11 protein-coding genes, 1 tRNA gene and 2 pseudogenes are annotated in these 13,639 nt (G+C 59.2%); 4 read left to right on the forward strand and 10 right to left on the reverse strand.

The features are described from left to right. Nucleotides 1-251 precede the first annotated feature (251 nt). Together VOI29_RS06630 and VOI29_RS06635 are read right to left on the reverse strand one after the other, a co-directional pair. Nucleotides 252-767 (reverse strand): ATP-binding protein, encoded by a 516-nt coding sequence (locus VOI29_RS06630; protein ID WP_323776984.1) that lies wholly within the window; start codon nt 765-767, stop codon nt 252-254. Between the two features lie 140 nt (nt 768-907). Further along, a pseudogene (locus tag VOI29_RS06635) lies at nt 908-1,321 on the reverse strand (transposase); the annotation flags it as partial. A gap of 242 nt (nt 1,322-1,563) precedes the next feature. On the opposite strand from VOI29_RS06635, the gene tnpB reads away from it, so the two are divergent. Next, the gene (gene tnpB / locus VOI29_RS06640; protein WP_323776985.1) at nt 1,564-2,268 is read left to right on the forward strand and encodes an IS66 family insertion sequence element accessory protein TnpB; all 705 of its coding nucleotides are present in this window, start codon (nt 1,564-1,566) and stop codon (nt 2,266-2,268) included. A 75-nt stretch (nt 2,269-2,343) separates the two neighbouring features. Continuing rightward, nucleotides 2,344-2,680, forward strand: a pseudogene (locus VOI29_RS24590) (IS66 family transposase); the annotation flags it as partial. 56 nt (nt 2,681-2,736) lie between these two features. Here VOI29_RS24590 and VOI29_RS06650 read toward each other — a convergent pair. The 5 genes from VOI29_RS06650 to VOI29_RS06670 form a co-directional block, all read right to left on the reverse strand. After that, nucleotides 2,737-3,843 carry a flagellar basal body P-ring protein FlgI gene (locus tag VOI29_RS06650; RefSeq protein ID WP_323776988.1) on the reverse strand — a complete coding sequence of 369 codons (1,107 nt, stop codon included), beginning with the start codon at nt 3,841-3,843 and terminating at the stop codon, nt 2,737-2,739. Beyond that, on the reverse strand, nt 3,843-4,847 hold the full coding sequence (locus VOI29_RS06655; protein ID WP_323776990.1) for a flagellin: 1,005 nt from the start codon (nt 4,845-4,847) through the stop codon (nt 3,843-3,845). Before VOI29_RS06655 ends, VOI29_RS06650 begins: the two co-directional genes overlap by 1 nt. Before the next feature lie 3 nt (nt 4,848-4,850). Next, entirely contained in the window at nt 4,851-6,299 is a 1,449-nt protein-coding gene (gene flgK / locus VOI29_RS06660; RefSeq protein ID WP_323776991.1) for a flagellar hook-associated protein FlgK, read from the reverse strand. A 46-nt stretch (nt 6,300-6,345) separates the two neighbouring features. Next, on the reverse strand, nt 6,346-7,653 hold the full coding sequence (locus VOI29_RS06665) for a flagellar hook-basal body complex protein (RefSeq protein WP_323776993.1): 1,308 nt from the start codon (nt 7,651-7,653) through the stop codon (nt 6,346-6,348). A 124-nt stretch (nt 7,654-7,777) separates the two neighbouring features. Continuing rightward, nucleotides 7,778-8,614 carry a flagellar motor protein MotB gene (locus VOI29_RS06670; RefSeq protein ID WP_323777002.1) on the reverse strand — a complete coding sequence of 279 codons (837 nt, stop codon included), beginning with the start codon at nt 8,612-8,614 and terminating at the stop codon, nt 7,778-7,780. Nucleotides 8,615-8,913: 299 nt separating this feature from the next. On the opposite strand from VOI29_RS06670, the gene VOI29_RS06675 reads away from it, so the two are divergent. Beyond that, nucleotides 8,914-9,279, forward strand: coding sequence for a hypothetical protein (locus VOI29_RS06675; RefSeq protein WP_323776995.1), 366 nt, complete (start codon nt 8,914-8,916; stop codon nt 9,277-9,279). On the opposite strand, the gene hemN is transcribed toward VOI29_RS06675, so the two are convergent. Then, entirely contained in the window at nt 9,218-10,573 is a 1,356-nt protein-coding gene (gene hemN / locus VOI29_RS06680) for an oxygen-independent coproporphyrinogen III oxidase (RefSeq protein WP_323776997.1), read from the reverse strand. The genes VOI29_RS06675 and hemN overlap by 62 nt on opposite strands. A 218-nt stretch (nt 10,574-10,791) precedes the next feature. Here hemN and VOI29_RS06685 point away from each other — a divergent pair. Continuing rightward, nucleotides 10,792-10,878: transfer RNA gene (locus tag VOI29_RS06685), tRNA-Leu, on the forward strand. A 129-nt stretch (nt 10,879-11,007) separates the two neighbouring features. On the opposite strand, the gene VOI29_RS06690 is transcribed toward VOI29_RS06685, so the two are convergent. Together VOI29_RS06690 and VOI29_RS06695 are read right to left on the reverse strand one after the other, a co-directional pair. Further along, a complete protein-coding gene (locus VOI29_RS06690; RefSeq protein ID WP_323776999.1) occupies nt 11,008-12,477 on the reverse strand; it encodes a heme biosynthesis protein HemY in 1,470 nt (489 codons plus the stop codon). Nucleotides 12,478-12,487: 10 nt separating this feature from the next. Next, on the reverse strand, nt 12,488-13,639 hold a 1,152-nt coding region (locus VOI29_RS06695), incomplete at its 5' end, for a hypothetical protein (protein WP_323777001.1).

Raw genomic sequence — 13,639 nt, forward strand, 5'->3', positions numbered from 1 at the left:
CGGTTCTTTCCTCAAGCCGGGAGGCTCTTTCTGGACGCTTCGGCTCTGCACCTACCTGCTTGCATATTCCGGGCCGATGCGCCCAGTGATTCCGATCTGCTGCGCTCGCCTTGCCAAATTTACCCGGCCAATGAATGCGGAACATCCGGCCCCCCTCCGAGGTTCTGCTGCGAAGAGATCTGCCGCCCGCGGCTTCAGCCGAGCAGTTTCTTAGTGGCTTAGAGGTCATCGGCACCGGTAGGTGTCAGCCTTCACCCGTGCCGCAACCCAGAAGTTCCATCGTAGTTTTTTGGCTCGGCACCGCACGCCACCAGCGGTTTCCTGGCGTACCCGGTTTCATCCACGATCAAGAGCGATGGTCTTACATGGAAGCGGATTTTGTCGGCCAAGCGCCCGTCACGCTCAGCCTTGACCAGGGCCCCGATTAGCTCAGCCAATGTTGCGCGATAGACCTGCTTTCCAGCCTTCACAGCCGCTACGACCAGTGCCGTCGCCAGGTGGGACTTGCCGGTACCAGGAGGGCCCAGGAGGTGGGCGACCTCGGTGCGGCGAATGAAGTCCAGCCGCGCCAGCGCGGCAATCCGTTCCCGATCAAGCGAGGGCTGGAAGGGGAGGTCAAAACCTTTCGGTGTTTTGATTGGCATCAACTTAGCGGTCTTCAGCGAAACATCAATCCGGCGGGTTTCCCGGTTGGTGTATTCCTCGCTGACCAGTGCCTCGATCCCTGAGATCCCGCCTTGTTCCGGCTTCTGCAAGGTGTGGTCCAACGCTTCAAGGGCGCGCGGCCTCTTCAGGCCGGCAAATGCGCCCCGGATCCGTTCGAGCGCTGCGGTACGTCCTTCAACCCTTCCACTATGGCCCAGGGCGGCGGGGCTTTGCGCTGCGAGAGGTCAACCCGGCGCCGATTGCGCCATACCCGGCTGACCACGTCCTTTCTGACGGCCCCTTCGAACAGACCGGACAGCGCCCGCTTGACGCGCCGGATGCTGGTGCCGGCCAGGCAGTTCGCCGCACTCAGCGCCTCGGCCTTCTTCGTCAGCCGCTTGCAGCGCGGCAGCGCTTTCGAGCGCCATTTGGCGGCCGGGCCCGCATCGTCCTCAATCCGGGCACGCGGAAAACGCACCGTTTCGCTGCCCAATTTGCCGGTCAGCTGCCGGTTGCGGTGACCGTGGCAGGATCCCTTGGCCCGTTCTTCGCCGCGGCCAGAGCGGAGGCGGCCAGGAAATTCGGCCCGTTCCTCTTCGAACATCGCCGCGATGGCGACGTAGACATTACCCCGAAGGCGATCCTCAATCGGATCATATCCCGAGGCGTCGGACAGTGGCGAAAGGGACGAGCTGCCGCTATCCTGCTTCCTCGCGTGATCTCCCTGGCGGTTGCAGCCGCCGGTTGGCTGGGTGTCAGTTCACTCGGAGATTACCCCACCTTCATATTCCCACCACTTCCGAGACACGCCCCATTAACGTTGCGTATCCCGCCGGACGCCGACGTGACGAGAGCCGCGGCCCTGGTCCGGGTTTTGCGGGCAGTATTGTGATTGCCGCAGGTCAACGGCTGCCGACTGTGATTGCGGCCAAGCCCATGGATTTTCGCCGCGGCCACGACGGGCTGGCCGCGGCAGTTCAGAACGAGCTGAATCCTGATCCGCATTCCGGCCTGACAGTGTTCTTCCGGTCAAAGCGCGACGACAGATTGAAGACCTTGATCTGGGATGGGACAGGTCTTGTTATGGTCTGCAAGCTGCTTGAATCCGGAAGCTGTGTTTGGCTGCAGGTTCGGAATGGTGTGATGCGGCTTTCGCTGGCGCAGTTTAAGGCCTCGTTCAAGGGTTTAGTTTGGCGCCGGGTGATGGCGCAGCGGGGTTTGCCTCCAGCTGCGGCGGGTGATGGCAAGGCGGCTCAAGAGGCGGTTCAGGCGGTGTTTTGTTGCGCGGTTCTGCTGGGGCAGGTCGAAAAGCGCATGTCGCAGCCGTTCGATCTCAGCCCGTTTCCGGATTTGCCGCCCGAAGCTATCGAAGCCTTTGAGACGCAACAGGCTGCGCTTGACGCTGCCCGGGTCGCCACCTGCATCGAGCATGCCGCGCGGGAGCATCATCAGGCTGATGCGGCGGAAAAAGGCGCCCTGGTTGCCGTTCTGACAGCGCTGGTCGAGACGCTGGAGAAACAGATAGGACTGCCGGCACAGGACAGTCGGCCCGAAACCGGAAAGGCTTGGCCCGGGTCAGCTGGCGCTGGCAGGTCTGGAAACCGCCACTACGGGGACCCATAGGCTGGTATCGCCTTCAAAGAGGTTACAGCCGGCCAGCAAAACCCGGCGAAGGACGCGAGTCCCGGTACACTGCGGCAGCCACGCAGCGACTGGCTGGATTACAGTGCGGCCCGCTACCATATCACCGTCACGGTCCGGCCCGAATACGCCTGCCCCAAGGGGCTGAAAGCCAAAGCCCCCGCGCATCGTCCGTAAAACAGCTGGTTGACCGGATGGCGGCGCTGCTGCTGAAAGGCAGCACATGGCTTTATGCCGGCGAAACCACCGCCCCGGTTCTGAACCCGGGCTGCGGCAACTCAAAAACCGGAGACTTCTGGGCGGTGTTGCGGGATGACCGGGGGAAAACCGGCCCGCACCGCCTGGTGCCGTGTCTCACACCCGTCCCGGCCGCAAAGGGTATGCCTCCGGCGAAGGCATAAAGCGCTGCAATACGGGCCAGGGCTCTTGTTCACGTCTGCTCATGCTGACCTAACGGACGACAAACTCTGCATGCAGTGCACCGGCTGCTTTCAGGCTTTTGAGGATATCGATCATGTCCCGCGGCGACACGCCCAAGGCATTTAGACCTGCCACGACTTCGGATAGCGAAGTTGTCTCCGGCACTTCAGCAAGTTGGACGCCCTCTTCTTCTTCAATTGCCGCACCGGTGCGCGGAACGACAACCGTTTCACCATTCGCAAAAGGGTTAGGCTGAACCACCAGCGGTGTTTCTTCAATCCGCAGAGTGAGGTTCCCTTGGGCCACGGCAACGCGTGAAATCCGCACGTCGCTGCCCATAACAATCGTACCGGAACGCTGATCCACCACAACCCGTGCCTTGCGCTGTGGTTCAACCAGGATGTTCTCGATCCGGCCCACCGCGTGTGCCGTCGAGCGGGTGTTTGTGCGCTTGATATCAACTTCGACAGTTCCTGAATCCCGCATCAGGGCAACGTTGCGGCCGAACTCATCGTTGATCGCCCGTTCAATCCGGCCGGCCGTGGTGAAGTCCGGTTCCCGCAAGGCCAGACGCATGGAACTGAGAGAGGACAGATCAAAGCCGATCTCACGTTCGACCCGGGCACCCGAGGGGATCACACCTGCGGTTGGAACCCCCTGGGTTACCCTGGCTGCGTCGCCTTCAGCAACCGCTCCGCCAGCCAGGATTGTACCTTGCGAAACCGCATAGATCTGACCATCCGCAGCATTCAGCGGTGTCATGATCAGGGTGCCTCCCAAAAGGCTCTTGGAATCCCCAATGGCCGACACCGTTACATCAATAGTGCTGCCGACCCGGGCAAAGGGCGGCAGCGTGGCGGTTACAAAGACCGCAGCAACGTTTTTTGGCCGGAACTGCTCGCCGGTCACATTGACACCAAGCCGCTCCAAAATATTGGACATGATTTCTTCGGTAAATGGCGAATTCCGCAGCCCGTCACCGGTGCCGTCCAGACCGACGACCAGGCCGTAGCCGACCAGGTCGTTGCCGCGGACGCCATCAAATTCAACCAAGTCCTTGAGACGGATAGTATTTGCCTGCGCCACTGCGGGCAGCAGGAACAGGCAAGCGAAAAGAAGGCGAAGGAATACCAGCATCAGAGATAATTCAACAGTGAGAGCTTCGAGCTGCGCGATGTGATCGTATAAAGACCTTCAAGCTGCGTTTGCGCTTCTTCCAGCCGTGTATAGGTTTCATAAGGATCGGCTGAAACCAAGTTGTTTTTGACAATGCTCAGGCTGGTTTTCGACGCCTCATTGCGGGTGTTCACCGCTTCAAGCTGGCCTTCGATAAAGCCGACATCCGCTTGCAACTGGATCAGCCTGTCCACACTGTCTGTAAGCTCGGTGCTGGCCTGGCGGACAATGTCGACTTTCACATCATCCGTCAAACCGAGACTGGGTTCATCTGCCAATGCTGTAATGACGTAACTCTGCAACGCATGTTTGAGATTGCCGTCATCAGCACGGATGCCCAGCGTAACCTGTTCACCCTCGCCTACGGTGACAGGCTGCAGCGAAGTGCTGGAACCGTTGTACATGACAGTGTCGAACCCAGCTGGATCATCAAACCAGTCCTTCACGGCTTGAATGATGTCATTGCTTGCCGTCAATCCGGAGACCTCAGTGAGGATGGAACTCATGAGGGTGCCTGAGTCATTCAGCGGCTTGGTATCCGTCGCGGTGCCCGAAAAGATTGCCCGCCCGCCAACAGATGCATTCAACAAGCTGATTGCACTGGATAGTCTTTGCTTGGCCTGGCTTCCGAACTGCTCTGCGTTTGCCACATCAATGGCAGGTGACAGTGACAGGATGTCATTCTGCATCGCTTGGACCTGGCTCTGGACCTTATCAAGGCTGCCTTGGGTCGTGGTGGCAAACAACTGCACTTCGCTATTGGCGACCATATAGCTGTCCAGCCGGTTTAAAGTGTTTTCGAGATCCGCCAGATAGGTGAAGTCACCGCCCAACCGCTCGGTCAGGTTAGACAACTTGCCGGTAGCAAACTCTTCGGAGAGCCTGGTTATATTCTGCTGCAATTCTGCATTACGGCTGCGGAGAAAGAGGTGCTGCGCCATATCACCATAGGAATTCAATATCATGCGTCAGATCCTCAATAGTGTGTCCATAAGTTCGTCGACAACGGTGATCACCCGGGCATTGGCCTGGTAGTATTTTTCGACCAGCATCAGGTTTTGCAATTCAGCATCTGTATCCACTCCAAGCCCCAATTCCGCTTGGCTCAATTCGTTGAAACTGGCAGCAGCAAAGGTTGATGCGCGTGACGCGATTTCATTGTCCTGTGCAAACCGCGACAACAGGTTCGCACTCAGCGTCGAGGCTGTCATGTTTGCTGTGCCCAGCCGGGCCGAAGATACTGTCCGGGTGGTGTTCAGCGTATCAGAGTATGCCTGCAGCAACCTGGATTCACCTGGGTCACCCTGACCTGCTGCATAAAGGCCGTCGCGGAACCGCCATGTCTCTCCGGTACCGTCCAAAGCCACCAGGTCATTCAATTCGATCCGGTTGGAAATACCGACGAAGTTTGCCGGATCATAGAAACCGCCATCATCCGTGAAAATGCCGGCGTCGGTGACGCCAATGGTGGCATCCAGTGCTGGATCCTGAAACCGCTCGATCAGATCGGCAGCCATTGTATCAAGATCCTCCTGGGCTTCCACCGCAGTTACATCCCGGATTTCGAACTGGGCCGTAAGCTTGCCGCCCCGCAGTGGTCCGCCCGGGCTGGTGTCAATCACCTTCCCGTTGACCTCGAGACCGGAAATCAGTGCATTGCCCAGTGTCATGTGCGGCATGATATCCCGCGACGGAGTAAAGCTCAGCTCGGACGCCTTGCCGTCCAACAGCATGACCCCGCCGGTCGAGTAGAGCGACACCTGGCCATTATCACGCCGGACAACATTGACTGGAATGATTTCGTTGACCTGATCAATCAGTTGATCCCGCTGGTCATGCATCGCTGCGGCATCCATGCCACCGGCTTCTACGACCGCAATGCGGGCATTCAGTTTTTCGATGTCCTTCAACGCCTGATTCACGGTTTCGACCTGAGAGCCGATCGCGCTATCCGCACTGATCCTCAGATCCCGCAGTCCTTCCGCCGTACGGGAAATCGAGTCGGCCAGAGAATTCGCCTTCACGGCGAGATCATTCAGCCTTGGCTGTGAGTCCGGGCGAGAGACCGCCTCAATCAAAGAAGACTCGAAAAACGATAGATTCGAAGCCAGTGACATCTCATCATCAACCGTGCCAGCCAAACTGGACATCCGGCCGTAGAAATCAGACTGGATCCTGGCCGCACCGTAGTCTGCCTCGGCCACTCTGCGGTTGGTGATCAGAACCGGGTCATTGATACGCTGTACATGACCGACCCGAACGCCGCGAAGGCCTGCACTAGGGCTGTTCAGATCCAGCACCCGGCGCGTATAGCCAGGTGTCAGAGCATTGGCCAGATTGTCCGAAACCACTTGCGAGGACCGGCTGGCCGCGTTCAAACCGCTCATCGCGCTGTTAAGGGCGGAAAAAATAGACATGTTCAGCCTGCTTTCGTGAAGCCAATGTCAGGGGGCATCAAGCGCGTTAGCGCTTGATGTTGGTGGTTTCCTGCAACATTTCGTCGACGGTCTGGATCACCTTGGCGTTCGACGAATAGGCCCGCTGGGTCTGGATCATGTTCGTCAGTTCAGTTGCCACGTCGACGGCGGACTCTTCCAGAGCATAGGTCAGGATTTCGCCGGTTGGCCCGTCGCCTGCATCCCAAAGGTAGAAATCGCCTGCCTCATCGGTCGGCACATAAGTCTGTGAATCCAGAGCCCGCATGCCGTTGATGTTGGAGACATCCGCCAGCGGCACCTTGTAGATCACCCTGGTATCACCGGAATCATACTTGGCGATGACTTCACCGGTTTCGTTGACTTCGGCAGACACAAAGGAGCCAACGGGAGTTCCATCCTTTTGGGTGGTGCCTGGGACGAACTCCTCGCCCAGCTGGCTCATACCGTTCTGCTCACCGTAGACGCCAATATTGATCTCGATCGGCCCGCCAGCCACGGTGATAGTCACCGAACCGGCAGCAGCGTCATATGCACCACCAGTAGTGGTGGCAACGTTTTGCAGGGACCCGGCCGCGGTTGAGCTGCCGTCGAAGGTCAGCGTGTATTCGCCGATCACCGTCGCACCTGTTGCGGAATCAACGATCTCCATCGTCCATTCATTGGTGCCGGTGGTCGCGGGCGGAGTTGCAACAGTGGGGGAATAGGTAATCGTCAGCTCTTCAGCGCGCCCCATGTTGTCGTAATAGCGCACCACCTGATCTTCCGGCGTGCCATCCGCACCAAGATCGGTGGCCGAAGCCGGCAAGTTCGCAGTGAGGCTGATCTCGGTTGTCGGTTCCGCCGACAAGCGGTTGAGGTCGATCAGGATCGGCTCCAGCGAATCACTGCTGTCGCGGGCAGCATCCGATACGGTGCCATCGGCATTGGCCGGCCAGCCCATCAGCGCCAGCCCCGATTCGGTGGTCAGGTAGCCGTTGGAATCGGTCCGGAACGAACCCGTGGTGGTCAGCATCATCGACGGGCTTAAACCCGCTTCTATTTCCGTGACCGAGGCCACAGGCAGCATCCCGCGACCGCGCACCGCAAGGTCGGTGGCGTTATTGGTGGTGATCATCGGCCCGCGCTCGTCGATCAGGCGCACATTGGTCGTGCGCACACCACCGGCCGAATAGGTACCGCCTGAATTCGACAAGACCATGGAATGGAAGTCTGTTTGAACCCGCTTATACCCGCGGGTCGAGGAGTTGGCGATGTTATCGGAAATGGAAGCCAACCGGCTGGCGTTGGCGCTCAATCCTGAAACACCCGCGTTCAGCGACGAAGAAATGGTCATAGCGCGCCTTTCTGCTGCATCTAATCATTCTGGATACAACAGCTAGCTCAGGAGCGATTAACGGGCGGCTAACAGAAAAAATATGTCTTATCCGCTAGCCGCCTACCGCAATGTTTTCAACAACTTACTTGCGCAATAGGATGATTTCAATTCGGTCATTACGGGCTGCCATCGGGTTACCGACCGCCAGCTTTCGGTCGGCATGGCCTGTCACCCGGTGAATCCGGCCTGCAGCCAGACCGCCCGATTCGAGCAGCGTGCGTGTTTTGTCGGCTCTGTCATGAGACAGCTCCCAAACCGGGTTCTTTGCCAGCACAACCGGATGGGAACGAATGTGACCGCCGATGGCTACATTGCTGGTAACACTCTCCGACACCCGCGCGATCATCCTGACCAAATCCCGGAACAACGGTGTTGGCTCATCCGCACCCTCATCAAACAGCGGTATGTCTTCTGTGGCAAAAAGTTCGATGATCAGCCCTTCGTCAGTGACCCTGGTCACAATATGGCGGGCCATCGCAACCGTCACCATGCTCTCGCCGCCACGTCCAGACAACTGTTCTTCGATGGCGCGGAACTTGGTGTCTTCATCCTCACGCTGCTCATCAGTTTCAACGCCGGTTTCTCCTTGCGCCTGCTGAGCGTCCGTCGGATTGATATCCGTTGCCCCGGTGCCGGATTGCGGCTGAATTTCCTCGGTGAACATGCTGTCACCCTGAAATGCACCATTGCCGCCGCCGGAGACCCGGCTTAGCGGAATTGACGGCGAGAAGTAATCCGCCAGCCCCTTGCGTTGTTTTTCCGTCGTCGCGTTCAGCAGCCACATCAGCATAAAGAAGGCCATCATCGCGGTCACGAAGTCGGCATAAGCCACTTTCCACGCGCCGCCGTGATGGCCATCGCCACCACCTGATTTTTTCTTCTTGATGATAATGGGCGCCACATTGCTTTGTGCGCTCATATCCACCACCACTATTTTCACCCATCTCCGGGATAACAGGCGGCACGTTAAACTGGACTTAACAATTAAACTTGCCGGCAGTTCGAGCCTTGGTAAGCCAGTTGCCCGCGACGACCGGCGCCAATGCCCCGGAGGTAAATGCGCACCTGAAAATCCGTTTATCTCGACACCGAATAAACCTATCAAAAGTTGATCAAAAGCAACCAGCGCAATCGGGCCAGGTGCTAGTGCCACAAGCACGGACTGTTGCCCCGCCCTTCGTGCTTGAGCACGGACAGGTTGCACCGGGCGAACCGCGCGTGGTCGAATTCGAGATGAAGACCGTAGACAAGGAAATCGAGGTCGACCAGAGCGCCGATCCTCAGGGCATGACCTTTAAGACCTCCATGCCGGTTCCAATGATGATGCTGCACGAGGGCAACTATGTTGAGCTGACCCTGATCAACCCACCAGAGAACATGCTGCAGCACAACATCGACTTCAACACAGCCGCCGGAGCAGATGCGGCAAGCGGCAGCGCTACGTCCTTGCTCAGCGCGATGCCCAATGGTGAAGGGTATCAAAAGGATGCCTCGGGACGGGCGGGAGCACCTAGCCTTGAGATCAAGAGGCCCGGCTGTAGCGCACCCCTTCAGGCGCATGCGCATCAAAGCAGCTGGCGATGATCCGGGTCAGCGGCCGGCCATCTGGCAAGATTTCCAGCGCTCCCTCATCCAATTGCACCAGATCACCGAACCCGGCGATGATTTGCGCCAAGTCTGCATCCAGAGTTGCCGCCAAAGTGCCAAAACGCTGTTTGAGCCCTGCCCGGTTCAGCCGGAACTCGCACATCAGCATCTCGATGGCGCGGCCACGCATCAGATCTTCCTCACTCATCACATGGCCCCGAGCACCGGCCAGATGGCCTCCCTCGACCCTCTGCACATATGCAGGCGTGGCCGGCGCGTTCTGGATGTAGCCCCCGGCAAAGCGCGAAATCGACGATGCGCCGAATCCGATCAGCGTTGGGCAGGAGTCATCGGTGTAGCCCTGAAAGTTGCGGCGCAGATGCCCGGTGCGGGCCGCAGCCTCCAGCCCGTCGCCCGGCTTGGCGAAATGGTCGATTCCAATGGCGGCAAAACCCGCCGCGTGGAATTGTTCGGCTGCCAGCCCGGCCAGATAATAGCGTGCCCGATCGTCCGGCAAGGTCTTTTCGTTAATCAATTTCTGCCGCTTTGACACCCAAGGCACATGCGCATAGCCAAACAGCGCAAGCCGGTCCGGATCCAAAGTCAGTACTTTCTCCACAGTATCCGCCATCCGCTCAGGTGTCTGGTGCGGCAGGCCATAGACCAGATCAGCGTTCAACGAACTGACCCCCGCCGCGCGCAGATCCTCAACACAGGCCATGGTCACGTCATACGGCTGTTCCCGGCCAATGGATTGCTGCACCAGCGGGTCGAAATCCTGGATGCCGATGCTGGCGCGGTTCATGCCTTCTTCCGCCAGCGCTGCGATCTTGTCACAATCGACCATGGTGGGGTCGATTTCCACTGAGAACTCCCAGTCTGCGGTCTGAGGAAACACCGCCTTCACCGCCTGCGCCAGCCGGTGGATCAACACAGGCGGAAGAATTGTCGGGGTGCCGCCGCCCCAATGCATCCGCCCCATCCGCAAGCCTTTGGGCAACAGCGGTGCCACCAGCTTCAGTTCCTGCTCCAGCGTGCCGATATAGCTTTCCACCGGGCTTAGCGTCTGAGTGCCTTGCGTGCGGCAGGCGCAGAACCAGCACAGACGCTCGCAAAACGGGATATGCAGGTAGACTGAAACCGGCACATCCGGATCCAGCGCCTGCAATTCGTGGGCCTGATCCGCGTCGCCGACGGCTGCAGTAAACACCGGCGCGGTCGGGTAAGAGGTGTAGCGGGGCACCCGGCTGTCGAACAGCCCAAGGGCTTGGAAGCGGTCAATCTGTTTCATGACTTTGGTATGCCCCTATTTCAGCCCCTCCTCTTTGCGCAGGATCAAACCCAAAGCCCTTTGGACACCTGTTGGGATGTCAGGAGCAATTTGTACAACTCACTGATTTAATGTGTGAAAACTGTAAACCTAAGAAACTTTATGAAATTCGGCGTCTACGTGCATTTTCCGTTTGACGCTCGTAATGAACCACCTTATACGCCGATCCCACGACACCTGCCCAGGTGGCGGAATTGGTAGACGCGCTAGCTTCAGGTGCTAGTGTCCGTATGGACGTGGAGGTTCGAGTCCTCTCCTGGGCACCATTTTCCCGATATTCTTGCGCGCTTCTGTTTTGCATCGGTATCTACCGGCTCCCGAAAACTGCGTGCTGTTCTCCTCAGAGCCCGGAAAGAGCGGCAGGTGTACTGCCGCTCTGTGTTATAAAACCATCGTCAGCTCGACTCTTTGACCGGGTCCTGTGGTGTCTGCTCCTGATCAGGCTCCAGAATCTCAGCCTCTTCCACCGTTTCTGATGCCTTATCTTCCAGTGCACCAGTAATCAGCGGCAACATATGTGCTGCTGCAAGACTGGCCACTTCCGGAGTTTCCGGCCGCTTCCAGGACAGAGTGTCAAAACTGACGCAATGCTCGCACACCGGTGCCCATTCCGCGTGGATGTGATTGCAGCTGTCGCAGACCCATTGCGGCCCGCGCGGGGCGGTCAAAGCCCTGGCCAGCCAGCCCTGAACAATCTTGTCACTGGCACCTTCGCCGCGCTCGATCGCAGCCATCAGCGTCAATCCGCGGGCGTCGGGCGCCCGGACGGCAAGATCATTCAGCCACCGGCGGGCTTCGGGGAAGTCTTCGGCGACGATGTTAAGCTCAGCCATTACCAGCCGGGTCTCGTCATCCTGCGGTTTGAGTCGGGCCAACTGCTCAAAGCGTTTGACGCGCTCCACGGCGCTTTCCTCCGGCTCAATTTCGGCAAAGGCATGGGCCAGATCCGGGTGCGGCTGGCTCTCCCAGGACTTCTTCAGCAGCCGGGCTGCGGGACGTTTTTTGCCCTTAGAGATATAGGCACGGGCGGCCATAGCCGCGGCCGGCACAAGGTCGGGCGACAACCGGTTGGCCTCGATCGCCTGTTCCTGCTGCTCAACCGTTGCGCCTTCATCCAGGATCCCCTTGGAAGCCGAAAGCGCCAGCACCGCATCGCGGCGTTTAAAGACATCGCGCGGCAGGGTGCCAGTCTTGAGCTTCGTGGAGAGTGTTCTGCGGGCACCAGCCCAATCCTCGGCCTGCGCCTGCAGGCGCAACAAAGTATCCTGCACTTCTTCATGTTTGGGACGCAGAGACAGCGCTTTTTCAGCCAGCTGCAGGGCTGTCTCTGTATCACCTTCGGACAGTTTCTGCTTCATAATTCCGCGCACACCGACAAAACGGGTGGGCTGGTTCGACAGCAGCCGCTTGTAGGCTTCGGCCGCTTTGCGGGTGTCGCCGCTCATCTCTGCAGCCTGTGCCACCAGAAGATCGGTCAGGTCCGGTTTTTGCAGGTATTTCTCGGCCCGCGCCGCCTTGGCCAGCGCCAAACGCCCCTCACCGGAGGCCAGCGCCATCAGACCATCGGCCAGCGCTTGATAACCTTTGCGCTCGCGCCCCTTGTCCCAGTACCGCGACAAGGCGGTCTCATCGCCATTCAAGAAGTGCAGCGTGGCAACCAGCAGCGACAGCAGCTTGAGCAACAGCCAGACACCAAAGACAAGCACGCCCAGCGCAATTACCGACTGCAGCGCGCCCAGAGTATATTCAGTGCCGGCAACGGTGATCTGCACCCCGCCGCCAGTGTCCATTAGCAGATCCGCGCCAAATGCCAGAAGCGCGACAATCGCGACGAAAACGAGGATCTTCAACAACGACCAGAGCATGGCGGCTTCCTTATTTGGCTTGCAGGCTTTGGGCCAGATCAGTGGCAGCAGTCACGGCTGCAACCCGCTCACTTGCTGCGGCTTCCCAGCTGGACAGGGCAGTTCGGGCAGACGCCGACAGGGCAGATAGCTCTGCCAGCGCGTCCTGCAACTTGCCGGCTGCCACCGCCGCTTCGGCACGGGACAGGACTGCATCCGCGTCGTCCCCTTCGCGCGGGGTGACAGAGCGGGCACCCAGATGGCGGTTCACGTAATCAAGCAGACCACTGCCTGGCTTTGTGTCCTCCCGGGCGGCGGCCAGTGCCTCGCGTGCTGCCGGAACAAATCTGTCCCGCAAAGCAGACAGCGACGCAACTCCGCTCTCTGCCGGTCCGGACAACCCTGCCGGAACATCAACACCGAGGCCCTCAAGCTCCTGAACGCTGGCAGCATAACTGTTTCCGTTATCCAAGGCTGAGCGCAGCTGCGCCAGCTGCGTCTGTGCGCTGGCAATCCGAGCGGCCTCGGCACTCGCTGCATCCATCGCCTGGGCGTCCGCCAGCATCTTTTCAACCTCGGAACGCTGCGCCGCAAGGCTGTCCCGGAGCTTGCCCAGCTCGGTTTCAAATGCAGTCACAGCTTCGGGAGAGGCGCCTTCCGGCGGCCGGGTTTCCAGCGCTGCAACACGGGAGGCCAATGCCTCCAGATCTTCACGCATGGCCGTATCCGGTGTCTGTGCCGTTTTCAGCGGTTCTATGTCGGCGGCAAGGGCTTCGATCTGCGCAACAAAGGGTGACAGGTCCGGGGGCTGGCTGGCCTCAACCTGCTGCTTCAGTGCGGCCAGAGACGCCCGCAGGTCCGACTGGCCGGTTTCCAGAGCCGTCATGTCTGTTCCCTGTTTTTGCAGCGATGCCGGCAAAACACTATCAAGCCAGCTGCCTTGGCCAGCAATAAACCCAAGGACTGCAGCCACGGCGCCGCCCAAAACAGCTGAACCGAAGCCGCCGCGCCTCTCCACCACCCGTTCGATTCCGCGGGGTGGCTCTGCCTGAGCACCTGGTTCCGCCGGTTCAACGGCAGCATTCCCTTCCGCAGCCGCCTCCCAATCAGAAGTCTCGGTCTCGGTCTCGGTCTCGGTCTCGGTCTCGGTCTCGGTCTCGGTCTCGGTCTCGGTCTCGGTCTC

The organism is Leisingera sp. (assembly GCF_034669605.1).
GTDB lineage: Bacteria > Pseudomonadota > Alphaproteobacteria > Rhodobacterales > Rhodobacteraceae > Leisingera.

Excerpts from the sequence above, each read along its gene's own strand:
- flgK (WP_323776991.1), bottom strand. The coding sequence starts at position 6,299 with ATGTCTATTTTTTCCGCCCTTAACAGCGCGATGAGCGGTTTGAACGCG.
- VOI29_RS06665 (WP_323776993.1), bottom strand. The coding sequence starts at position 7,653 with ATGACCATTTCTTCGTCGCTGAACGCGGGTGTTTCAGGATTGAGCGCC.
- VOI29_RS06650 (WP_323776988.1), bottom strand. The coding sequence starts at position 3,843 with ATGCTGGTATTCCTTCGCCTTCTTTTCGCTTGCCTGTTCCTGCTGCCC.
- hemN (WP_323776997.1), bottom strand. The coding sequence starts at position 10,573 with ATGAAACAGATTGACCGCTTCCAAGCCCTTGGGCTGTTCGACAGCCGG.
- VOI29_RS06670 (WP_323777002.1), bottom strand. The coding sequence starts at position 8,614 with ATGAGCGCACAAAGCAATGTGGCGCCCATTATCATCAAGAAGAAAAAA.
- VOI29_RS06690 (WP_323776999.1), bottom strand. The coding sequence starts at position 12,477 with ATGCTCTGGTCGTTGTTGAAGATCCTCGTTTTCGTCGCGATTGTCGCG.
- VOI29_RS06655 (WP_323776990.1), bottom strand. The coding sequence starts at position 4,847 with ATGATATTGAATTCCTATGGTGATATGGCGCAGCACCTCTTTCTCCGC.